Here is a 19,720-nt window from a genome sequence, read left to right on the forward strand (position 1 = left end):
TCCTCATCCGCCAGAACCACCTCGACCGTCGGCCGACCCATACGCGCCATGAACCCAGCCTACTTCTGCAATGAAATAAAGACTCAAGACACTAGATCCCGCCACTGACAACGCAGCGTGACGGTCCACAGCCGCGACGGCATGCGGTGGAGCGAGCCGGTGGCCCGGGCCGGCGGTCGCTCCTTCACCCAGGACGCGGTGTTCACCCCCCACCACCGTCCGCTGTCTTCGGATCACCCGCACCGCGCCCGGCGACACCGCCTGGGCCGTGAACGAGAACCGCCTCCACGCGGACGGACCGGACGCCGCTGCCACCTTCCAGGGCGAACAGGCCACCGACCTCAAGGGGGCCGGACGGGGCGACACGGCGACCGGGGTGCTCCGCTCAGGCGACCGGATCGGGTTCCGGGACGTTCAGTTCGGCACGGGCGCCGGTCACCTGACGGCCCGCCTGACTGCACCGGGCCCCGGCGGGCGCGGCGTGCTCCAGGTGCGCCTTGGACAGTCCGGACGGGCTGCTCGCGGGCGTGCTGCCGGTGCGGTCGACCGGCGGTAGGCGCGCCTGGCAGGAACAGCCGGCGAAGCTGCTGCGCACGGTCAGCGGAGGCCGGAGGGGCCGCGGCGACGGTGACGACGCCCCGGCCCCCTCGGCCCTACGGGCCGATCAGCCGGCGGGTACCGCGTGCGGACCACCGGCCGCCGCCCAGGACGGCGTCACACCCGTGACCTGGCACACCATCAGGAAGAGCGGGATGGGTGGGGTGTACGGCGTGCGGCTGTCGGGTGCGTGGATCAGCCGGGGCCGCACGGCGGGGACGTACGCGCCTTTGGCGTACGCGACCTGCGACGGCCAGTCCAGATCGAGGTCCGAGCCCGCCGGTACGATCCACCACCAGCGGTCGGCGTCCGCGAAGACGCAGCCGGTGCGCGGCAGATGGGACATGAGCCGGAAGCCGTACCCGGCAGGCACGCCCACCGCGTCGCAGCCCAGGCTCGCCGACAGTGCGGGAGGCAGCGCCAGCTGCACGAGGCCACCCCCGGAGCCGGGCGGCCGGGACTCGCGGGTCAGGCGAGATCCGAGCAGATGGGACATCGCGTTCCTCAACATGTCCGCTCCGTGCCGTGCGGCAGTTCTGCCCAGACGATGCGGCCCGATCCGTCGCCCGCGTCACGGGATCCCCAGGCACTGCTCAACGCGTCGACGAGCAGCAGGCCGCGTCCGTGCTCGTCGTCGGCGGTGCGGCACAGCTTCGGGCCACCCGGCTGGTGCCCCTGGTCCTGTACGGCTATGCGCAGCCGTCTCTCGAGACAGCGCAGCTCGCACACGACGCGTGCGCTCGCGGTGTGCACCACCGCGTTGGTGACCAGTTCCGACACGATCAGGATCGCCGCGTCGTGCGCCTCCGTGTCCAGCTGCCACTCGTCCAGCCGGGTCCTTGTCAGCCGCCGCGCACCGGCCACCGACTCCGGGTGCGCAGGGAGCGCGAAGCAGTATCGGAGCGCTTCCGTCCCGGGGCTGAGGTCGATGAGCCGGGGGATGAGCGCACTGCCAGGTGCCACGACCGATTCCTCACAGTGGGGGCTTCGTCACGCCGCGCATCTCAGGGCATGAGGGCGGGCATGACTGAGTGAACTGGTTCACTCACCAACTCTCCCCCTGTCGTGAACACTTGGCAAGGGGCACTCTGAAATTTTCAGAGTGGTCGTGTCTTTGACGGCATACGCATGGCACACTGCTCGCAAACAGCGCAACGGGAGGTCTGAAGTGAGCGAACCGCGGTCCGCCCCGACCGTGGGTCAGGTCGTTCTCGGCAAGCGCCTGCAGGATCTGCGGGAGCGCGTCGGCCTGAACCGTGACCAGGCTGCCAAGGTGCTCCGGGTCGCTCCCGCGACGATACGCAGGATGGAGACCGCCGAGGTCGCGCTCAAGATCCCCTATGTGCAACTGCTCCTGAAGGCCTACGGGATCGCCGACGAGGAGGCCGAGTCCTTCGTCGAGCTGGCCGAGGAGGCCAACAAGCCCGGCTGGTGGCAGCGGTTCCACGACGTCCTGCCCGACTGGTTCAGCATGTACGTCAGCCTGGAGGGCGCGGCGAGCCTCCTGCGCATGTACGAACCGCACTTCGTCCCCGGACTCCTGCAGACCGAGGACTACGCCCGATCGGTGATGCGCACCGGCGCCGTGGGCCAGACCCGGCCCGAGGACATCGAGCGTCATGTGGCGCTGCGGATGGAGCGGCAGTCCCTGCTGACGCGGCCGGATGCCCCGAAGCTGTGGGTGGTGATGGACGAGACGGTCCTGCGCCGTCCCGTCGGCAGCGCCGACGCCATGCGAGCGCAGATCGACCGGCTGCTCGATGTCACCGAGATGTCCCATGTGACACTGCAGATCGCGGAGTTCGCGACCGGCCACCACCCGGGCACCTACGGCCCGTTCGTCCTCTTCCGCTTCGGCGTCCCCGAACTGCCCGACATGGTGTACAGCGAGTACCTGACCGGCGCCGTCTACTTCGACGCGCGCCCCGAGGTGGCCTCCTACCTCGAAGTCATGGACCGCATGGCGGCTCAGGCCGCAACTGCACAACGCACGAAGGAAATCCTCCGGGAATTCCGCAAGGAGCTGTGATCGATGGACCCCATATACAACGGCATGCCCGCCCGCGAACTCGGCTCCGAAGGCTGGTACAAGCCGTGGAGCGGTGGGAACGGCGGCAACTGCGTCGAGGCCATGAAGCTGGCCGACGGCCGAGTCGCTGTACGCCAGTCCGCAGATCCCGACGGCCCCGCCCTGATCTACACCCACCTCGAGATCGCGGCCTTCATCCAGGGAGCCAAGGCCGGCCAGGCGGACTTCCTCCTCACCGGAACCTGACGCCTCCGGCGTCCGTCCTTCCCACACTCAGTCTCAGTTCGTCGATCCACGGACTCCAGGAGCGCGCTATGGCCGGGCACGAGCCCCAGCCCATCGAGATCGACACCAGCAAGCCGCACCCCGCCCGGATGTACGACTGGTTCCTCGGTGGCAAGGACAACTATCCGGTCGACGAACAGATGGCGCAGCAGCTCCTGGCCCTCGACGCCCGCGGCCGTGACATGGCCCGGGTCAACCGGGCGTTCATGCACCGCGCCACGCGCTGGCTCGCCGACCAGGGCGTACGGCAGTTCCTCGACATCGGCACCGGCATCCCCACCGAGCCGAACCTCCACCAGATCGCCCAGCAGACGGCCCCGGACGCGCGCATCGTCTACTGCGACAACGACCCGATCGTCCTCGCGCACGCGGCGGCCCTGCTGCGCTCCACCCCCGAGGGCGCCACCGAGTACCTCCAGGTCGACGCCCGCGAGCCGGAGACCATACTCGAACAGGCGGGCAAGGTACTCGACTTCAGCAAGCCGGTCGCGCTGTCCCTGCTGGCCCTGCTGCACTTCCTCGACGACGAGGACGGTGCCGCCGAGCTCGTCGACCGGCTGGTGGAGAAGCTTCCCTCGGGCAGCTACCTGGTGCTCTCGCACACCACCGGGGACTTCAACCCCGAGGGTGCGGCGCAGGCGTCGGCCATGTACAAAGCCCGCGGGATGACGCTGCGTCCGCGCTCGCACGCCGAACTCACCGCGTTCTTCGACGGACTCGAACTCGTGGAGCCGGGCGTCTCGCTCTCCGCCGACTGGCACCCGGAACTCGGTGAGGTCATCGACGTACCCGGCGACGAGCCGATCCCCGGCTACGCGGGTGTGGCCCGCAAGCCCTGACCGGGGCCGTCCCCGGCATGCTCACTGCCTGCTGACCGACCGGGTGATGCCCGCGGCGATCGTCGTCGCGAGCAGCCACCCGGTCGCGATGAGGAGGTACGACAGCCACTGGTACCAGCCCTGCGGATTGAACGCCCGCTCCTGCCCGAAGTCGACGATCGGCAGAAGCAGGTCCAGTGTGTAGACGAACGGACTGAACGGCGGAGCCTCGTCCGCCTTCAGTGGGCTCGGATGATGCAGCGCGTACACCAGCGACCCGGCCAGCAGCAGCGAGGAGAGCCAGGCCGCGGCCCGCACCGGCCGGAAGCCGTACCCGACGGTGACATCCTGGAGATGCCCCCACAGCCGTGCGTACGCGGGCAGGGTGGCGCGGTGTCTGCGCTGTTTGGCGAGGAGCACCGTGCGCGCGGCGTCGTCGTCGCCGATCCGCCGGTACGCCTCCGTCAACTGCTCGTACGCGTACGGCACATAGCCCTCCTCCTCCCGTTCGAGCAGCGGCAGCCGCCGCTCCGCCGGGAGATGGGGGAGGAGCGTGGCGTACGTCAGCCCGTCGAGCCGGACCTGCTCCGGCCAGACCGACGGGGTGGCATGGATGAGGTCGGCCTTCGCCCGGCGCAGATTCACCCTGCCGTCGATCGGGGCGGCCTCCCGGAGCCAGAGTTCGCCGATCGTGCTGCTGCTGGCGCGGAGCGCCACGCCGCCGGGGTTGGACAGCCGGGCGTACGCGAGGTTGAGCTGCCCCGGTATCCGGGCGCCGCGCAGGTCGACCCGCCCCTGGACCTGGATCCGCATCCCGTGCAGGTCGGAGCCGACGCCGAGATTCTCGGCATGCAGTGCGGTCGCTCCGGGGTTGCACAGGTGGGCGTCGTCGAGCTGGATCTGTCCGGTGACGGCGGCGCCGCCGAGCCGCGTCTCTCCGTGCACGACGAGACCGGGCCACCACAAGTCGTCCTCGACGACCGCGTGATTCAGCTGCAGCACCGCCTCGCCGTTGGGCGCGGTCGTACCGTCCGCGTTCACGCCGATGCGGGTCCGGTCGAAGAACAGGGCCTGGGCGATCTTCGAACCGCCGAGCCGGACCGGTCCGGAGATCCGGCAGTCGGTGAGCCGCAGCACGCCGTCGATGTGGACGGTCGCCGCGGTCAGTCCCGGCAGCACCGAACCGCTCAGCGCCAGCTGCCGCAGTCGCGCGCCGTACAGGTTCGGCGCCTGCTCGAACCGGCATCCGGACAGCGCGACCGCGCACTCCGCGGTCACGTACCGGATGTTCAGAGCGCCGGTGATCCGTGCGCCCAGCACCCGCAGTGCGGACACCTGCCCCTCCTCCTGCGGGCTGCCGACCAGCAGCGCCCTGAGCACCTCGGCACGTACCGTGCGCTCAGGACCCCAGCTGTCCCCGGCCTCCGGATCGTCCTCGGCCGCCACCCCTGTACGGAAATCGACGGCTGTGCCGCGCGGGAATGCGTCCCGGACACGGCGCTCGGCGGCTGTCAGCTCGGTGATCTCCATCGGCGGGACTCTGGCCCGCAGCCCGACGGAGTGTCAACCCCCACTGCTCCAGCCCGTGTTCAGTCGTCCAAGGCATGCCCGGTCGTCGCGTCCACATGCCCGGGTACGACGTCGTGCCGGTCGCCCACCGTCGACGTACCGGAGGGCTCGAACAGCAGCAGCGAGGCGCCGTCCGCCGAGAGCGGCTTGTGCCAGGTGGAGCGCGGGACGACGAACACCGCGCCGCGGTCGAGCGTGACCGTGCGCTCGCTGCCGTCCTCGCGCAGGGCGATGTCCAGTGCGCCGTCGAGGACGAGGAAGAACTCGTCGGTGTCGTCATGGACGTGCCAGACATGCTCGCCCCGGACCTTCGCGACCCGTACGTCGTAGTCGTTGACGAGCCGCCGACCGGGGTGCCCGGCTGGTCAGCTTCTGCACGGGCACGTTCACGCTCGCCGCCGCCGGTGTGCTGGACGGGCGCCGGGCCACCACTCACTGGAGCTGGGCCGACGCCTTCACCGCCCGCTTCCCGCAGGTCCGACTCGACCCCGATGTGCTGTTCGTCGACGACGGACGGGTGATCACCGCGGCGGGCAGCGCCGCCGACCTCGACACAGGCCTCCACATCGTCCGGAGCGATCACGGCGCGGAGATCGCGGCCGTCGTCAGCCGCCGGCTGGTCTTCGCGGTCCACCGCGACGGCGGCCAGCGCCAGTTCGTCGAGCACCCGCTGCCCGCGGTCCCCGACACCTCGCTGGGCCCGCTGCTCGCCTGGGCGGAGGAACGCCTCGGGACGGAGCTCACGGTGACCGGCCTCGCCGCCCGCGCCGCCGTCAGCCCCGCCACCCTGCACCGCCGCTTCCGCGCCCAGCCGGCGACGACGCCGCTCGCCTGGCTGACCGAGCGGCGGATCGCCCTGGCCTGCCGGCTGCTGGGGCGAGGCGAGGAACGCCTCGATGCGGTCGCCCGAGCCGGCGGACCCGGTACGGCGACGAACCTGCGCGCCCAGCTGCGCCGCCGTACCGGGCTCACCCCCACCGAGTACCGACGCAGGTTCACCCTGACGCACCGACCCGGTCCCGCCGCAGGTCACAATGGACGCATGTCCCGACGCAGCCCACGCCCCCGGCAGCCCTCCGCCGCAAGCACCCGGACCGCCCCGGAGAGCGCGATCACTCCGGCTTCGCCGTGCCCGTGCGGCCTGCCCGCCACGTACGCGGACTGCTGCGGAAGGTTTCACGCAGGGACCGCCGCCGCGCCGACCTGCGAGGCGCTGATGCGGTCGCGGTACGCCGCCTTCGTTGTCCGGGACGCGGCGTATCTCCTCCGCACCTGGCACCCGGACACCCGGCCGCCCGTTCTCGACTTCGATCCCGGCATGCGCTGGGTGCGCCTGGAGATCCTGGAGACGACGGACGGCAGCGCGTTCCACACCACGGGCACGGTCACCTTCCGCGCCCACTACATGGACCACGGCCGACCGGACTCGCTCCATGAGAAGAGCCGGTTCGTCCGCCACGAGGGCGCCTGGGTCTACGCGACGGCGGTCTTCATCGACTGACGGCTGCCCGTGCACGGCTCAGTCGAAGACGGACACCCGCGTGCGGTGGAGCATCGGCTTCTCGGCCTCGTCCACCAGTGCCACCGCGAGACCCGCGTAGGACAGATGCGCCGAGCGGTCGGGAAGGCCGCCGGGTCGTCGAGTACGAGCCTTCCGTCGGCCCCGTCCGCGAGCCCGGCGTACTTCTCCGGGTCGCCGACCACCTGCGGACGCGTTGCCGCCCCTCCCGGACCGGCCGACCTCCCGGGGCTCGAAGGGGTCGTTCACCGCCCACCGCATGGCCGGGCAGGCTTCCCCTCCGGATGTCCGACGTGGGCCGCACGTACTGCAGGGTCCTGATGCGCATGCTCGACCTTCTTGTGTATACCAAAATCCCTCTGAAGGAAGGTGCCTCTACGTGCATCATTTGGGATTGATGAGGCGGGATCTTGCCTTGCCTTACTCATTTGGTATACAAAAAGTGAGCCGGGGAGGCATGTACTAAACGCCTAGGAGTCCGCCATGTGTGTCGAGTCAGTCCCACCCCCCTCAAGCCGGGTCACCCGTCGCGGAGTGCTGGCGGGTGCCGCCGTCCTGGCCGGCAGCGCCGCCGTACTCAGTGCCGCGCCCCAGGCCTTCGGTGCCACCCCGAAGGGCGCCCAGCGCACCGGGGACCTGGTCATCGAGGGCGGCACACTGCTCGATCCGAAGACCGGCGAGGTCACCGAGGACGCCGTCGTCGTGATCCGCGGCGGAGTGGTGCGCACGGTCGGGGCCCGCGGTCGTGTGGACACGCCGGACGGCCTGCCGCGCCTCGACGCACAGGGTCGCTGGGTGCTGCCCGGTCTGGTGGACGCGCACATCCACATCAACACCGTCGCCGAGGCGCGGGACGCGGTCCGCCAGGGCGCGACCAGCGCACGCAGTGGCTCCACCAACTTCTACCAGGACATCGCCGTACGGGAGTTGGCCCGTCGGCTGCCTGAATCGGCGCCCAGGCTCAGCGCCGCGGGCGTCTTCGTCACGCCCGACCTCGGCGACACGATTCTCGCCGACCCGGACCTCACCCCGCTGGCCCGCCTCAAGGACGGCGTGCGGTCGGCCGAGGCGCTGCGCCGCGTGGTCGAGGTGAACCTCTCCCGCGGCGCCGACGTGATCAAGACCCGCGTCAACGAACGCGCCGGCCTGCCCGAGCAGGACCCGCTCGCACAGGTGTACTCGTACGAGCAGCTGTCCGAGATCGTGTCCGCCGCACGCCGTGGCGGCAAGGGTGTCCTCTGCCACAGCTACAGCCGCCAGGGCTGCCACGACGCCGTGACCGCGGGCATCCGCTCCCTGGAGCACGGCGTCTTCGTCGGGGAGCACACGCTCGACGAAATGCGCCGCCGGGGTACGTACTTCACCCCCACCCTCACGGCCATCGCCGGGCTCGCCGACTCCGACAACCCGATCCTGGCCGAGCGTGGGCGCGCCTACCTGCCCATACTCAAGCGTGCCGTGCTTGACGCGCACGAGATGGGCGTACCGCTGGCGGCAGGCACCGATTCGTCCGGCGGCCGGGTCCGCCCCATCGGCCGGGAGGTGGAGCTGATGAAGGAGTCCGGTCTGTCCGCGCTGGACGCCATCCGTACGGCGACCACGTCCGCTGCCCGACTCCTCGGCCAGGAGCGGACCCTGGGCCGGCTGGCCCCCGGATTCAGCGGTGATGCCGTCCTCCTGTCCGGTGACCCGCACAAGGATCTGTCCCTTCTCAAGACGCCGGTCCGCGTCGTCCGACAGGGCCTCCCGCTCTGACCCCGCTGCACTCACTCGATCCCAAGGAGTCCTCGCACATGACGTCCCGTACCTCACCGGCCGAACCGTCCACGGCATCCACATCGGCTCGCGCCGACACCGGGACACGACCGGTGAGGGACGTGGTCTTCCGTAATGTGCGGCCCTTCGGGGCGCGCCGGCCCGTGGATCTGGTCGTGGTCGACGGCCGGATCGGTGAGGGTGCGGCTCCTGCGGGGGCCGATGTGATCGACGGTGAAGGCCGGATCGCCCTGCCGTCCTTCGTGGACGCGCACATTCACCCGGACAAGACGACATGGGGTGGTGAGTGGGTGTCGCGCAAACCGGCCGGTTCGATCGCCGAACTGGCCGAGCAGGACGCGGAGTTGTTCCGAAGCCAGCGGCGCCCGGTGGGGGAGCGGGCGTACGGCCTGATGGCTCACGCGGTGACTCGAGGCACCCGTGCCATGCGTGCGCACGCAGATGTCGCCCCGGCCTACGGGCTGGCGTGCGTGGAAGGGCTCGCCGAGGCTCGTGAGCGCCTGAAGCATGCCCTGGACGTGCAGACGGTGGCGTTCCCGCAGCACGGTGTCATCCGCGCACCAGGTACCGAGGACCTGCTCAAGGAGGCGGTCCGCAGCGGGGCCGTGGACTTCATCGGCGGCATCGACCCGATCAGCTTCGACAACGCCATGGACGAGCAGCTGGATCTGGTCTTCGGCCTCGCCGACCGCTACGGCGTCGGGGTGGACATCCACCTCCACGACCGCGGCGACAAGGGCATGCCGGTCCTGCGCAGCATCATCGACCGCACCCGGGCGCTGTCCCTGCGCGGCAGGGTCACCGTCAGCCACGTCTTCTGCCTGCCGTTCCTGTCCGACAGTGAACTGGCAGGCATTGCAAAGGACTTGGCCGATCTCGACATCTCGCTGACGACTGTCGCGCCGAGTGCGTCGCTGGTGCTGCCGGTCGCCAAGCTCCGTGAGCACGGTGTACGGGTCGGTCTGGGTTCGGACGGGGTGCGCGATTCGTGGAGCCCGTTCGGGAACGCCGACATGCTGCACCGGGCGCACATCCTGGGCTGGGTGACCGGCGCGCGCCTGGACCAGGAGCTGACGGACTGCTTCGAGGCGGGCGCGTACGGCGGCGCCGAGGTGATGGGCCTGGACCGGGCCGACCTGCGGCCCGGCTCGCCCGCCGACTTCATCCTCGTACGCGGAGAAGGGCTGCCGCAGGTCGTGGTGGACATGCCCACCCGTGACCTGGTCGTCCATGGCGGCCGGGTCGTCGCCCGCGACGGAAAGCTGGTCTGAGGATTGTCCCGTCAGGGATGACGGGACAACCACCGGGCGGTACCGACAACGGCAGCGGCCACGAGGACGTGAGGTCGCCACAGAGGACGCCCTCGTGGCCCGCAATCCACGCCTCCGGCAGGTCGCTGCCGTGGAAGACGTACACCTGTAGTCGCATGCTGCGGCAGGAGGTGCGTCACTTGCGCAGCAGTCGGGCGATCTCGTCGTAGCCGTGCTCCTCGGCGTGCTCGAGTGCCGTCGTGCCGGACTTGTCCGCGATGGACCTGTCCGCGCCCCCGTCCAGGAGGAGCTTCACGGACTCCTGGTGGTCCTCTCCGCCGTCGCCGAGGATGACGGCCTCCAGGAGGGCGGTCCAGCCGAGGTTGTTGACATGGTTGACGTCGACGTCGATGTCCGGGTTGGTGGTGACCTCCCGGATGTAGTCGACGTGACCGTGCTCGCCGGCCGGGATGAGGGACGTGCCGCCGTACCGGTTGACGATGGTGTAGTCGGGGTCGGCCTTCGCCAGGGTGCGGGCCATGGCGGCGCTGCCGGTCACGCCGGTCACCAGCCAGGGCGTGTCGTGCTGCTGGTCCAGGGCATCGGGGTCCGCGCCCGCCTCGACGAGTACCTCGGCCGCCTCCACATGGTCGCCGGTGGCCGCGAGGAGCAGAGGGGTGCGACGGTTGCTGTCGCGCGTCTCCAGGTCCGCGCCCCGCTTGATCGCGCTGCGTATGGCGTCGGCGTCACCGGAACGTGCGCCTTCGAGCAGGTCCCGGCTCGCGGCCGGGTCGGCGGCCGGACGCTTGGGGGAGGCCGAGCGCTCGGCCTTGTCCTCGGGGGATGCGGAGCCGGTCCTGCCCGCCGACGGCTTCTGCCGGGCGGAGGCGTCACCGTCGGACTGCGCGCTGCACGCGGTCGCGAGCACGGCCAGGCCGGCGAGGGAGACGAACAGGCGAGTGGTGCGGCCCAGAGAGGCCATGACGTTCCTCTTTCGGTGCGGTGGGGGAGCTGTGGTGGGTGATGTCCTTGGAACCGGGGTGGCGGGGTGCTTCGGTGACCGGGCCGTGGGCGCGAGGGGCAGTACAGTCCATGCTCGGTCCGCTCGTGGGCGTCCGCCGTCGCTTAACCGGTTGGAGATGAGGGGACGTGGGGACGACCCGCGGGTCAGCCGATCGGTTGATGCGCGGGACGTGGGCGCTCGTCGTTCCCCGACTCGCCCGCCGGGTGCGCTCCCTCCGGACCGTCACGGCGGGACCTCCCGCGGCGGGGCGAACGGGCTGTAATGGTTGACCAAATCGTTTCGACTGCGGGGCGGGCGGTGCTTCGGGGTGGTGCGTCACGGGAGCAAGGGGAGGCGGTGGGCCGGGAGGGGTGTTGCGGCCCACCGCCGTCACGGGGCCTTCGGCGTGCGCCGGTGTTCGAACCCTGACGTACGCCGTCACTGACTTACGGTCAGAAAGGCCTGGTGGGCAGGTACTTGCCGTCCAGGGTGATGACGGCCCGCTCGCCGCCCTCGGGGTCGGCGACCTTCTTCACGTCGAGCTTGAAGTTGATCGCGCTGATGATGCCGTCGCCGAACTGCTCGTGGACCAGGGCCTTGAGGGTGGTGCCGTAGACCTGGAGCATCTCGTAGAAGCGGTAGATCGTCGGGTCGGTCGGGATGCCGCCGGGGATGGAGCCACGGGTCGGAATGGTCTGCAGGAGCAGCACCGCGTCCTCGTCGAGGTCGAGGAGCTTGCCGACCGCCTTGGCGGAGTCCTCGGGCAGCGCATGCTGGCCCAGAACGGCGGCCGTCACAAAGGCCACGGACAGACCGGCCGCGTCGGCGATCTCCTGCCACGTCAGGTCCTTGCTGGTCTTGGCCGCAACAGCGGCCGCGGACACGGCCTCACGGGCGGTGGGGGAGAACTGGGCGTGAACCATGAGGGTTTCCTTTCCTGTGGTGCCGGCCAGGGGGCGGCGCGGCAGGTGAGAGGGGGAGCGGGAACGGAACGGCCGGGGGTCAGGCCGCCGCGGAGACGCGATCGACGTCGTCGAGCGTTTCGACCGCCCCGGATGCGATGTCGAACATCCAGCCATGCAGCGAGAGTTGCTGCTCGGCGAGCGCGCGGGCCACCGAGGGGTGGGTACGCAGGTTCTGCAGCTGGGCGACCACATTCGCGCGTACGAGGGTGGTCACCCTGGACTCGGCCGATTCGGCAGGAGCCGCGGTCGCCCGAGCCCTGGCGCGGGCCGCGTCCGCATGCCGCAGCCAGTCCGCGATCACCGGGGCCGCGCTCAGGTCGTGCCCCTCGGCCAGGGCGGTCATCGCACCGCAGGCGGAGTGACCGCAGACGACGATGTCGGTCACACCGAGTACGGCAACGGCGTACTCGATGCTCGCTGCGACACCGTCCGCGCCGGGCGCGTAGGCGGGAACCAGATTGCCCGCGGTCCGGATGACGAACAGCTCGCCCGGTTCGCTCTGCGTGATGAGCTCGGGAGTCACCCGGGCGTCGGAGCAACCGATGAACAGCGTTTCGGGCCGGTGATGTGTGGCCAGGCGGGCGAAAAGCTGCTGCTTGGCGGGAAATACGGTACGGCGAAAATGCGCGATGCCGTCTGAGAGATGGTGCATTCGTTCACTCCCATCGGGGTGGCCGACCGCCCTTGCGGGCCGACGTCATTCACCATGCATGAACCGCGCCTATAGTGTCCAAGACTTGATTTCCATGACTGCTATAGATGGCATCTATATGCGTACGGCGGGTGTGCAGGGCCGAGTGCCAGCGGTCGCTCGTGCGGTGCGTGGCATGACGGGGGTCGCGTATACGCGGGGGCGTCATCGCGCCGCATGGTCGCCCTGCCCGACGGCCTCCGCGCGGACATCCGTGATCGCTCGGAGAAGGCCGCAGTCGGCGAGAAGCCCTGACCAGGAGGGGGCGCGCCCCCACACCTATAGTTCGGGCCATGGGTCCCGAGCTACGCCACCTCCGCTACCTGATCGCCGTAGCCGAGCACGGCAACTTCACCCGCGCCGCCGAGGAGCTGCGCATCTCTCAGCCCACGCTGTCCCAGCAGGTCAAGCAGCTGGAGCGAGTGGTCGGCGTCCAGCTGCTCGACCGCAGCGGCCGCAGTGTCCGGCTCACTGACGCCGGCGACGCCTATGTGCACTATGCCCGGCGGGCCCTGCGGGACCTCGCGGCGGCCGACCGTGCGGTACTCGACGTGGCGGACCTGTCCCGGGGCAGGCTGCGGCTGGCGATGACACCGACGTTCACGGCCTACCTCATCGGCCCGCTGGTGCAGGAGCTGCACACCCGCCATCCCGGGATCACCCTGGAAGTGCGGGAGATGACACAGGATCGCATCGAGGCAAGCCTGTTGGCGGACGAGATCGACCTGGGGATCGCGTTCGAGGCGCCACATCCCGCCGGCATCAGCGCACACGTCTTGTTCACCGAGACCTTGAGCCTGGTCGTCGCGGCCCATGACGCGGATTCCGCGGCGCGGGAGCCGATGCCGCCCGGCAGGTTGGCCGAGCAGCGTCTCGCGCTGCTCAGCAATGACTTCGTCACGCGCGGACACATCGACAGCTACTTCACCGAGCACCGCATCGACCCGCCCATCGCGGTGGAGGCCAACTCCATTCAGGCCCTCATCGAGATCGTGCAGCGCACCCCCTTGCTGGCCACAGTGCTGCCGGACGCCATCACGCACGACCATCCGCACCTCACAACGATCGCCCTTGACCCACCCCTGCCCGCGCGCCGAGTGACCCTCCTGCGCCGCGACAGCGCGTACCAGAGTGCGGCGGCTCGGGCCTTCGCCCGGCTCGCGAGCCGCCTGGTGCGGGAGCGGGGCTACACACCCGCCTGAACGAGCAGGGGAGACCCCATCCAAGGACTTCCGGCCGCCTTGCGACCGCACGCACCGGAGGACGCTCGTCATGGGGTGGCATTGCCAGTACGGCAGTAGCGGTATACCAAACCTGACGTTCCTCGACGTGATGAGAGAATGAGCGGCATGGCAGGTTCTGAAGGCTTCGAGCCCGAGTCGGATCGGGTTACTCGTCAGTTGCGCGACGACATTCTCGATGGTGTGCGCAGGCCCGGCAGCAAGCTCGTCGAGCGTGAGCTGGCCGCCGAGCTCGGTGTGAGCCGGCTGCCCATCCGCGATGCCCTGAAGGCACTGGTGACGGAGGGCCTTGTGACGCCCCGCCCGCGGACCTGGGCGGTGGTGCGGGAGTTCAGCCCCACCGACGTCTCGGACCTGGGCGAGGTGCGTTCCGCGTTGGAAACGCTGACGTTCCGGCTGGCGGCTCAGCGGCGTACCCGCGCGGGACTGGAGAAGCTGCGCGCCGACCTCGATGCCGAACTGGAGGCGGCGCGGCGCGGAGACGCCGTACAGGCGAGGCGCGCCGCGGCTGACTTCCATCAGACAGTGACGTCACTGGCCGCGAACGAGCTGCTGAGCGAGCTGGAGCGCACCCTTCGCAGCCGCATGCGCTGGCTGCTCAGCCGGCACGACGACCTGCTGGGTATGGCGAGGGAGCACGAGAATCTCTACGACGCGATCGTGGCGCGGGACGTGCCGCGCGTCGAGGAGCTCGTGCTGAAGCACCTGGAGATGGGCCGCAGCGCGGCTGTGGCCCATCTGCGGTCCTCCAAGGAGTAGGCGGAGCCGGTCGGTTGAGCCAGACGCGGGCGCTCGTGCGGCGGCTCGTACGAAGGTGAACCCCTTCGCGTGCACCCAGGTGAATCCCTCGGCGCACGCGAAGGGGATCCCTCAGCCACGCCCCGAGGTGACCCTCTCGGGGCGTACGAAGGGGATCCCCCGGCCGCACGCCAAGGCGACCCCTCGGCTCAGACGAAGACGATCCCATCGGCGACATCGGAGCGGATCTCCGTGCCGACCCGTCGCGCCAGGAGGTCGTCCAGGCGGTCCAGCGGGCCGATGAGCGCGCGTCCGCCGGCCTTCGCGACCCGCACCGCGGCATCCACCTTCGGCTTCATCGACCCTTCGGCGAAGGCCAGCTCGGAGATGGCTTCCGGCGAGGCCGTGAGGATGTCCCGCTGCTCGGGCGTCCCCCAGTTCTCGCTGACGTAGTCGCCGTCCGTGAGCATGACCAGCATGTCCGCCTTGAGTTCGGCGGCGAGGGCGGCGCTGGCGAGGTCCTTGTCGACGACCGCCTGCAGACCGGTCTGGCGGCCCTTGCTGTCGGTCTTCACAGGCACACCGCCACCGCCGACGCACACGACGAGTCGGTCGTTCTCCAGGAGAGTGCGGACGAGGGGGGCCTGCACGATGCGCAACGGGTGGGGTGAGGGGACGACGCGGCGGAAGCCGACGCCGTCACGCGCGATGGTCCACCGGTACTCGGCCGCCGCGTCGGCGGCGTCGTGGGCGGAGTACATGGGGCCGATCAGCTTGGTGGGATGGCTGAACGCGGGGTCGGACTCGTCGACCTCGGTGGTCGTGAGGACCGCCGCGACCTCGCGCCGGCCACCCAGTGCGTTCGAGAGCTCCTGCTGGATGACGTACCCGATCATGCCCTGCGTCTCCGCGCCCAATATGTCGAGCGGGTACGCAGCGACGTCCTGGTAGGCCAGGTTCTGCAGGGCGAGCAGGCCCACCTGCGGGCCGTTGCCGTGGGTGATCACCACCTCGTGCTCGCCGGCGAGTCCGGCGAGTGCCTCACAGGATGTCCTGACGTTCGCACGCAGATGGTCCGCCGTCATCGGCTCGCCTCGCCGTGCCAACGCGTTGCCTCCGAGAGCCACGACGATGCGCATGGACTCCTCCTCCGACTAGTTCGCTTCCGGCTGCAAAATGGTATACCAGTCTCCAGCGGTTGAGGTTAGGCGCAGCGCGCCCTGGCGGTCCGGTCGGACAGGAGTGGCGGTGGTATCGGTGAGCGCGACTGCGGTTCTGCGCCCGTGTTCCGGTGATGCCGTGCTCCTGGCGCACCTGCGCACGCTCAGGGGGCGCGGGAGCGTGGAGAGCGTCTTTCGGGGCGTGACCAACCTGTTGTTGCCGGATGGCGGGCTGATGGCGCTGGCTGTGCGGGGGAGTGGGGACGCTCCCCGGACCCTTGTCGTGGACATCGCCCACTGGCTCGACCGTGGGGTGGAAGCGGGTCGGGTCGTCGAGTTCGGCCCGGAGGGTATCGCCCTGCAGGGTGCTTTCGGTGACCTTCGGGTCTCCGTGCGAGGGGCCACGGAATGGCATCCCATTTTGCCGCGCCTTGACTCCCTGACACCGTCAGACCTTGCAGTTGCGGCCCGGGCCCTGCACCACCTGGTGTCCGTCGACGGCGAGCTCGGTGGGATGCTCGGCGCATCGCCGGGTGCTGCGCCGATGGAGGTGGCTGTCTGCGCGGCGCTGAAGCACGGACGCGATGCGCTGGTGCGGGCCGTACGCTCCTCGGACACCGTCGGCATGCGCGACGCTGTCCTCGCCCTCCTGGGCCTCGGCCCCGGACTCACCCCGTCCGGCGACGACTTCCTCACCGCCATCGTCCTGCTGTCGTCGCTCGACGGCAGCAGACTCGGCCTGTTCGCCCGGGCACTCCACGACGTACTCGACGAGCAGCCCGGCCGTACGACTTTGTTGAGTACGACCACCCTGCGTGAGGCACTGTCAGGACGCGTCCGCGCAGAACTGGTCGACGTGCTGTGCTCCCTCGCCGCCACCCCCGGGCAGAGCGAAGTGCAGGCGATCGAAACCGTCCGAGCCCCGGTCCGCCGCGCGTTGGCCCACGGCCACACCTCCGGCACCGACACCTTGTCCGGTCTGGTGACCGGGCTTCACCTGGAGAGAGAACTGCGAGGTTCGCTGTGAGCATCACAGCAGTCGTCAAGAAGAACACCTACTTCGACTCCGTATCCCTGATGGCCATCTCGACGAAGGCGAACAGCCTCGACGAGGTGAAGCAGGCCTTCGTGGCCATGGGCACGGAGATGAACAAGGGGGTGCTGGGCAACCTCGGCCTGCTCACACCCGAACTCGAAGCCGCGGGCAACGGCGACCTCATGGTCGTGGTCGAAGCCCGCGAGGGAGCCGACGCCGACGAGGTCCTCGCGCGTGTCGAAGAGCTCCTCCAGCGCAAGGCGTCCGCCACGGGCGAGGCGACCATCACCCACCGGACCATCGCGGCCGCCGCGCAGGACAACCCGGCCGCCAACCTCGCCGTGATCGCGGTCAATGGCGCCTACGCCGGCCGTGAGGCCCGCAAGGCCCTTGAGAACGACCTGCACGTACTGCTCTTCAGCGACAACGTCCCGGTCGAGGAGGAGGTCGCCCTCAAGGAACTGGCCCACGAAAAGGGCCTGTTGATGATGGGCCCGGACTGCGGCACCGCGATCATCAACAATGTCGCCCTGTGCTTCGGCAACGCCGTCCGCCCCGGCTCGGTCGGCGTGGTCGCCGCATCGGGCACAGGCGCGCAGGAGGTCAGCGTCCGTATCCACGCCCTGGGCGCGGGTGTCTCGCAGCTCATCGGCACCGGCGGTCGCGACCTGAGCGAGCAGGTCGGCGGCATCATGATGATCGACGGCATCCGGGCACTCGCTGCCGACCCGGCCACCAGTGTGATCGTGCTCGTCTCCAAGCCGCCGGCCCCCTCGGTCGAGAAGAAGGTGCTTGCCGAGATCGCCACCGCGGGCAAGCCCGTCGTCGTCTACTTCGTCGGAGGCTCCGAGGAAGCGGTCGTCGCGGCCGGCGGACACTTCGCGTCCGGCAGCCAGGACGCCGCCCTGCAGGCGGTACGTCTCGGCGTGAACCCGGACGCGGCCGTCGAGCCGCTCGACACGCGCCGGGTCGACGAGGTCGCCGCCCTCCTCAAGCCGGAACAGCGGTTCGTACGCGGCCTGTTCTGCGGCGGCACCCTGTGCGACGAGTCGATGTACGCGATGCTCGAGAGCGGCGACGACGTATGGAGCAACATCCAGAAGGACCCCGAGCGCCGGCTGACCGCCGACAGCCCCAGCACGGGGCACACCTTCCTCGACTTCGGTGACGACGACTTCACCAACGGCCGCCCGCACCCCATGATCGACCCCTCCCTGCGGCTGGCCCGCCTGGTCGAGGAGGCCAAGGACCCGGAGGTCGCCGCCGTCGTCATGGACTTCATCCTCGGCTTCGGCGCCCACGAGGACCCGGTCGGCGTCACCCTGCCGGTCATCGAGCAGGCCAAGGCGATCGCCGCCGAAGCGGGCCGCCACCTGGAGATCGTCGGCTACGTCCTGGGCACGGACCTCGACACCCCGGTGCCGGCCGACCAGATCGCCGCCCTGCAGGCAGCCGGCGTCACCGTCACCCGCAGCAGCACCGAGACGGGCCAGTTCGCCCGTGCCATAGCCCGGAAGGTCAAGCACGCATGAGCAACCGCATCACCAGCCTCTTCGAGAGCGACCTCGACGTCGTCAACGTCGGCCTGGTCATGTTCGACGAGGACATCGCCGCCCAGGGCGCCAAGGTCACCACGCTCGACTGGACGCCGCCGGGTGGAGGCAAGCCCGAGATCCTCGCCGCCCTCGACGCCCTGGAGGTCCCGGAGGTTGCCGCGCGGATCGAGGAGGCCAACGCCCTCGCCGTCGAACGGATCGCCAACTCCCGGCCCATGCTGACCGGTTTCGGCCGCGCCATCGACGTCGTACCCGGTATGACCCCGACGACGATTCTGCACGCGGGACCGCCCATCACCTGGGACCGCATGGCCGGAGCGATGAAGGGCGCCGTCACCGGTGCGCTCGTCTTCGAGGGTCTCGCCGCCGACCTGGAAGAGGCCGCCGTACTCGCCGCCTCCGGTGAGATCACCTTCTCGCCGTGTCACGAGCACGACTGCGTCGGTTCGATGGCCGGAGTCACCTCCGCGTCGATGTACATGCACATCGTCCACAACGAGACATACGGCAACACGGCGTACACCAACCTGTCCGAGCAGATGGCGAAGATCCTCCGCATGGGGGCGAACGACGAGTCGGTGATCGAGCGGCTCGTCTGGATGCGCGACGTGCTCGGCCCCATGCTCAAGGAAGCCATGGAGATCGGCGGCCCCATCGATCTGCGGCTGCTGCTCTCGCAGGCGCTGCACATGGGCGACGAGTGCCACAACCGCAATATCGCGGGCACCCTGCTGCTCCTGCAGGCGCTCGCCCCGTCCCTGCTGCAGACCGGCTTCACCACCGAGCAGAAGAAGGAAGTCTTCGACTTCATCGCCAGCTCGGACTATTTCTCCGGCCCGACATGGCTGGCCATGGCGAAGGCCGCCATGGACGCGGCCCATGGCATCGAGGGCTCGACCATCGTCACCACGATGGCCCGCAACGGCGTCGAGTTCGGCGTACGGGTCAGTGGCCTGGGCGGAAACCAGTGGTTCACCGGGCCCGCCCAAAAGGTCGTCGGCCCGATGTTCGCCGGATACAAGCCGGAGGACTCCGGCCTCGACATCGGCGACAGCGCGATCAGCGAGACCTACGGCTTCGGCGGCTTCGCCATGGCCACCGCGCCCGCCATCGTCGCCCTCGTCGGCGGCACCGTGCAGGAGGCCATCGGCTTCACACGCCAGATGGGCGAGATCACCACGGCACAGAACCCCAACGTCACCATCCCCATGCTCGACTTCCAGGGCATCCCCACCGGGATCGACGTACGCAAGGTCCTGGCCACCGGGATCCTGCCGGTCATCAACACCGCGATCGCCCACAAGGAAGCGGGCATCGGCATGATCGGCGCCGGCATCACACACCCGCCCGTCGAGGTCTTCGAGAAGGCCGCCAAGGCCCTCGCCGACTCCCTCATCTGACCACGCGCCAGTTCCTGTCGTCCCACTCCCGTCCGCCCTCCCGGCGACCACGGGAGTGGGACGGCAGGACCTGCCCCACCTCGGAGA

The 19,720-nt window shown here is 69.8% G+C and carries 19 protein-coding genes and 2 pseudogenes; 13 read left to right on the top strand and 8 right to left on the bottom strand.

Translation table 11 applies throughout. The annotated features are described in order from the left end of the window. Positions 1 to 268 precede the first annotated feature (268 nt). Positions 269 to 556, top strand: a complete 288-nt coding sequence (locus tag ACFU8W_RS34175; protein ID WP_384045657.1) for a hypothetical protein — start codon at positions 269 to 271, stop codon at positions 554 to 556. A 108-nt stretch (positions 557 to 664) separates the two neighbouring features. On the opposite strand, the gene ACFU8W_RS34180 is transcribed toward ACFU8W_RS34175, so the two are convergent. Both ACFU8W_RS34180 and ACFU8W_RS34185 read right to left on the bottom strand, forming a co-directional pair. Further along, positions 665 to 1,108, bottom strand: a complete 444-nt coding sequence (locus tag ACFU8W_RS34180; protein ID WP_345516239.1) for a hypothetical protein — start codon at positions 1,106 to 1,108, stop codon at positions 665 to 667. Further along, complete coding sequence (locus ACFU8W_RS34185) at positions 1,102 to 1,560, bottom strand: ATP-binding protein (RefSeq protein ID WP_345516240.1); 459 nt, start codon at positions 1,558 to 1,560, stop codon at positions 1,102 to 1,104. Before ACFU8W_RS34185 ends, ACFU8W_RS34180 begins: the two co-directional genes overlap by 7 nt. 205 nt (positions 1,561 to 1,765) lie before the next feature. Here ACFU8W_RS34185 and ACFU8W_RS34190 point away from each other — a divergent pair, with 205 nt between their 5' ends. The 3 genes from ACFU8W_RS34190 to ACFU8W_RS34200 all read left to right on the top strand — a co-directional run bounded on the left by ACFU8W_RS34190 (position 1,766) and on the right by ACFU8W_RS34200 (position 3,750). Further along, positions 1,766 to 2,626, top strand: a complete 861-nt coding sequence (locus tag ACFU8W_RS34190) for a helix-turn-helix transcriptional regulator (protein WP_345516241.1) — start codon at positions 1,766 to 1,768, stop codon at positions 2,624 to 2,626. Positions 2,627 to 2,629: 3 nt separating this feature from the next. After that, positions 2,630 to 2,872, top strand: a complete 243-nt coding sequence (locus tag ACFU8W_RS34195) for a DUF397 domain-containing protein (RefSeq protein ID WP_345516242.1) — start codon at positions 2,630 to 2,632, stop codon at positions 2,870 to 2,872. 68 nt (positions 2,873 to 2,940) lie between these two features. Continuing rightward, complete coding sequence (locus ACFU8W_RS34200; protein ID WP_384045662.1) at positions 2,941 to 3,750, top strand: SAM-dependent methyltransferase; 810 nt, start codon at positions 2,941 to 2,943, stop codon at positions 3,748 to 3,750. A 21-nt stretch (positions 3,751 to 3,771) separates the two neighbouring features. Here the strand turns inward: ACFU8W_RS34200 and ACFU8W_RS34205 are convergent, their stop codons facing one another. Then, the gene (locus ACFU8W_RS34205; RefSeq protein WP_384045665.1) at positions 3,772 to 5,259 is read right to left on the bottom strand and encodes a membrane-associated oxidoreductase; all 1,488 of its coding nucleotides are present in this window, start codon (positions 5,257 to 5,259) and stop codon (positions 3,772 to 3,774) included. A gap of 59 nt (positions 5,260 to 5,318) precedes the next feature. Then, positions 5,319 to 5,636 (bottom strand): annotated as a pseudogene (locus tag ACFU8W_RS34210) (cupin domain-containing protein); the annotation flags it as partial. On the opposite strand from ACFU8W_RS34210, the pseudogene ACFU8W_RS34215 reads away from it, so the two are divergent. From ACFU8W_RS34215 to ACFU8W_RS34230, 4 genes and pseudogenes are all read left to right on the top strand, one after another. Continuing rightward, positions 5,636 to 6,325: pseudogene (locus ACFU8W_RS34215) on the top strand (helix-turn-helix domain-containing protein); the annotation flags it as partial. The pseudogenes ACFU8W_RS34210 and ACFU8W_RS34215 sit on opposite strands and share 1 nt — an antisense overlap. A gap of 15 nt (positions 6,326 to 6,340) precedes the next feature. Next, positions 6,341 to 6,799: a YchJ family protein gene (locus ACFU8W_RS34220; RefSeq protein ID WP_384045883.1), complete on the top strand. Its 459-nt coding sequence runs from the start codon at positions 6,341 to 6,343 to the stop codon at positions 6,797 to 6,799. Between the two features lie 501 nt (positions 6,800 to 7,300). Next, positions 7,301 to 8,572, top strand: coding sequence for an amidohydrolase family protein (locus tag ACFU8W_RS34225; protein ID WP_384045668.1), 1,272 nt, complete (start codon positions 7,301 to 7,303; stop codon positions 8,570 to 8,572). Between the two features lie 38 nt (positions 8,573 to 8,610). Next, the gene (locus ACFU8W_RS34230) at positions 8,611 to 9,864 is read left to right on the top strand and encodes an amidohydrolase (RefSeq protein ID WP_345516247.1); all 1,254 of its coding nucleotides are present in this window, start codon (positions 8,611 to 8,613) and stop codon (positions 9,862 to 9,864) included. Between the two features lie 175 nt (positions 9,865 to 10,039). Here ACFU8W_RS34230 and ACFU8W_RS34235 read toward each other — a convergent pair whose 3' ends face one another. The 3 genes from ACFU8W_RS34235 to ACFU8W_RS34245 form a co-directional block, all read right to left on the bottom strand. Continuing rightward, positions 10,040 to 10,825, bottom strand: coding sequence for an ankyrin repeat domain-containing protein (locus ACFU8W_RS34235; RefSeq protein WP_384045671.1), 786 nt, complete (start codon positions 10,823 to 10,825; stop codon positions 10,040 to 10,042). A gap of 473 nt (positions 10,826 to 11,298) precedes the next feature. After that, positions 11,299 to 11,769 carry a cyanase gene (cynS, locus tag ACFU8W_RS34240; RefSeq protein ID WP_384045674.1) on the bottom strand — a complete coding sequence of 157 codons (471 nt, stop codon included), beginning with the start codon at positions 11,767 to 11,769 and terminating at the stop codon, positions 11,299 to 11,301. A gap of 79 nt (positions 11,770 to 11,848) precedes the next feature. Next, a complete protein-coding gene (locus ACFU8W_RS34245; protein ID WP_384045678.1) occupies positions 11,849 to 12,463 on the bottom strand; it encodes a carbonic anhydrase in 615 nt (204 codons plus the stop codon). A gap of 332 nt (positions 12,464 to 12,795) precedes the next feature. Here ACFU8W_RS34245 and cynR point away from each other — a divergent pair, with 332 nt between their 5' ends. Both cynR and ACFU8W_RS34255 read left to right on the top strand, forming a co-directional pair. After that, positions 12,796 to 13,704, top strand: a complete 909-nt coding sequence (gene cynR / locus ACFU8W_RS34250) for a transcriptional regulator CynR (RefSeq protein WP_384045681.1) — start codon at positions 12,796 to 12,798, stop codon at positions 13,702 to 13,704. A gap of 147 nt (positions 13,705 to 13,851) precedes the next feature. Then, complete coding sequence (locus tag ACFU8W_RS34255; protein ID WP_345516251.1) at positions 13,852 to 14,502, top strand: GntR family transcriptional regulator; 651 nt, start codon at positions 13,852 to 13,854, stop codon at positions 14,500 to 14,502. Positions 14,503 to 14,690: 188 nt separating this feature from the next. On the opposite strand, the gene ACFU8W_RS34260 is transcribed toward ACFU8W_RS34255, so the two are convergent. Further along, positions 14,691 to 15,620 carry a carbamate kinase gene (locus ACFU8W_RS34260; RefSeq protein ID WP_384045684.1) on the bottom strand — a complete coding sequence of 310 codons (930 nt, stop codon included), beginning with the start codon at positions 15,618 to 15,620 and terminating at the stop codon, positions 14,691 to 14,693. 202 nt (positions 15,621 to 15,822) lie between these two features. Between ACFU8W_RS34260 and ACFU8W_RS34265 the strand changes: the two genes are divergently transcribed. The 3 genes from ACFU8W_RS34265 to ACFU8W_RS34275 are packed head-to-tail and all read left to right on the top strand — an operon-like array spanning position 15,823 to position 19,633. Next, positions 15,823 to 16,668, top strand: a complete 846-nt coding sequence (locus ACFU8W_RS34265) for a DUF2877 domain-containing protein (protein WP_384045687.1) — start codon at positions 15,823 to 15,825, stop codon at positions 16,666 to 16,668. Continuing rightward, positions 16,665 to 18,209: an acyl-CoA synthetase FdrA gene (gene fdrA, locus ACFU8W_RS34270; RefSeq protein ID WP_384045692.1), complete on the top strand. Its 1,545-nt coding sequence runs from the start codon at positions 16,665 to 16,667 to the stop codon at positions 18,207 to 18,209. Before ACFU8W_RS34265 ends, fdrA begins: the two co-directional genes overlap by 4 nt. Beyond that, entirely contained in the window at positions 18,206 to 19,633 is a 1,428-nt protein-coding gene (locus ACFU8W_RS34275) for a DUF1116 domain-containing protein (RefSeq protein ID WP_384045695.1), read from the top strand. Before fdrA ends, ACFU8W_RS34275 begins: the two co-directional genes overlap by 4 nt. The last annotated feature ends 87 nt before the right edge of the window (positions 19,634 to 19,720 follow it).

It is taken from the genome of Streptomyces sp. NPDC057565 (assembly GCF_042801455.1).
GTDB lineage: Bacteria > Actinomycetota > Actinomycetes > Streptomycetales > Streptomycetaceae > Streptomyces > Streptomyces yanii.

Bases quoted from the DNA above. Each gene is read 5' to 3' on its own strand.
- ACFU8W_RS34180 (WP_345516239.1), bottom strand. From the start codon at position 1,108: ATGTTGAGGAACGCGATGTCCCATCTGCTCGGATCTCGCCTGACCCGC.
- ACFU8W_RS34195 (WP_345516242.1), top strand. From the start codon at position 2,630: ATGGACCCCATATACAACGGCATGCCCGCCCGCGAACTCGGCTCCGAA.
- ACFU8W_RS34200 (WP_384045662.1), top strand. From the start codon at position 2,941: ATGGCCGGGCACGAGCCCCAGCCCATCGAGATCGACACCAGCAAGCCG.
- ACFU8W_RS34205 (WP_384045665.1), bottom strand. From the start codon at position 5,259: ATGGAGATCACCGAGCTGACAGCCGCCGAGCGCCGTGTCCGGGACGCA.
- ACFU8W_RS34220 (WP_384045883.1), top strand. From the start codon at position 6,341: ATGTCCCGACGCAGCCCACGCCCCCGGCAGCCCTCCGCCGCAAGCACC.
- ACFU8W_RS34225 (WP_384045668.1), top strand. From the start codon at position 7,301: ATGTGTGTCGAGTCAGTCCCACCCCCCTCAAGCCGGGTCACCCGTCGC.
- ACFU8W_RS34230 (WP_345516247.1), top strand. From the start codon at position 8,611: ATGACGTCCCGTACCTCACCGGCCGAACCGTCCACGGCATCCACATCG.
- ACFU8W_RS34235 (WP_384045671.1), bottom strand. From the start codon at position 10,825: ATGGCCTCTCTGGGCCGCACCACTCGCCTGTTCGTCTCCCTCGCCGGC.
- cynS (WP_384045674.1), bottom strand. From the start codon at position 11,769: ATGGTTCACGCCCAGTTCTCCCCCACCGCCCGTGAGGCCGTGTCCGCG.
- ACFU8W_RS34245 (WP_384045678.1), bottom strand. From the start codon at position 12,463: ATGCACCATCTCTCAGACGGCATCGCGCATTTTCGCCGTACCGTATTT.
- cynR (WP_384045681.1), top strand. From the start codon at position 12,796: ATGGGTCCCGAGCTACGCCACCTCCGCTACCTGATCGCCGTAGCCGAG.
- ACFU8W_RS34255 (WP_345516251.1), top strand. From the start codon at position 13,852: ATGGCAGGTTCTGAAGGCTTCGAGCCCGAGTCGGATCGGGTTACTCGT.
- ACFU8W_RS34260 (WP_384045684.1), bottom strand. From the start codon at position 15,620: ATGCGCATCGTCGTGGCTCTCGGAGGCAACGCGTTGGCACGGCGAGGC.
- ACFU8W_RS34275 (WP_384045695.1), top strand. From the start codon at position 18,206: ATGAGCAACCGCATCACCAGCCTCTTCGAGAGCGACCTCGACGTCGTC.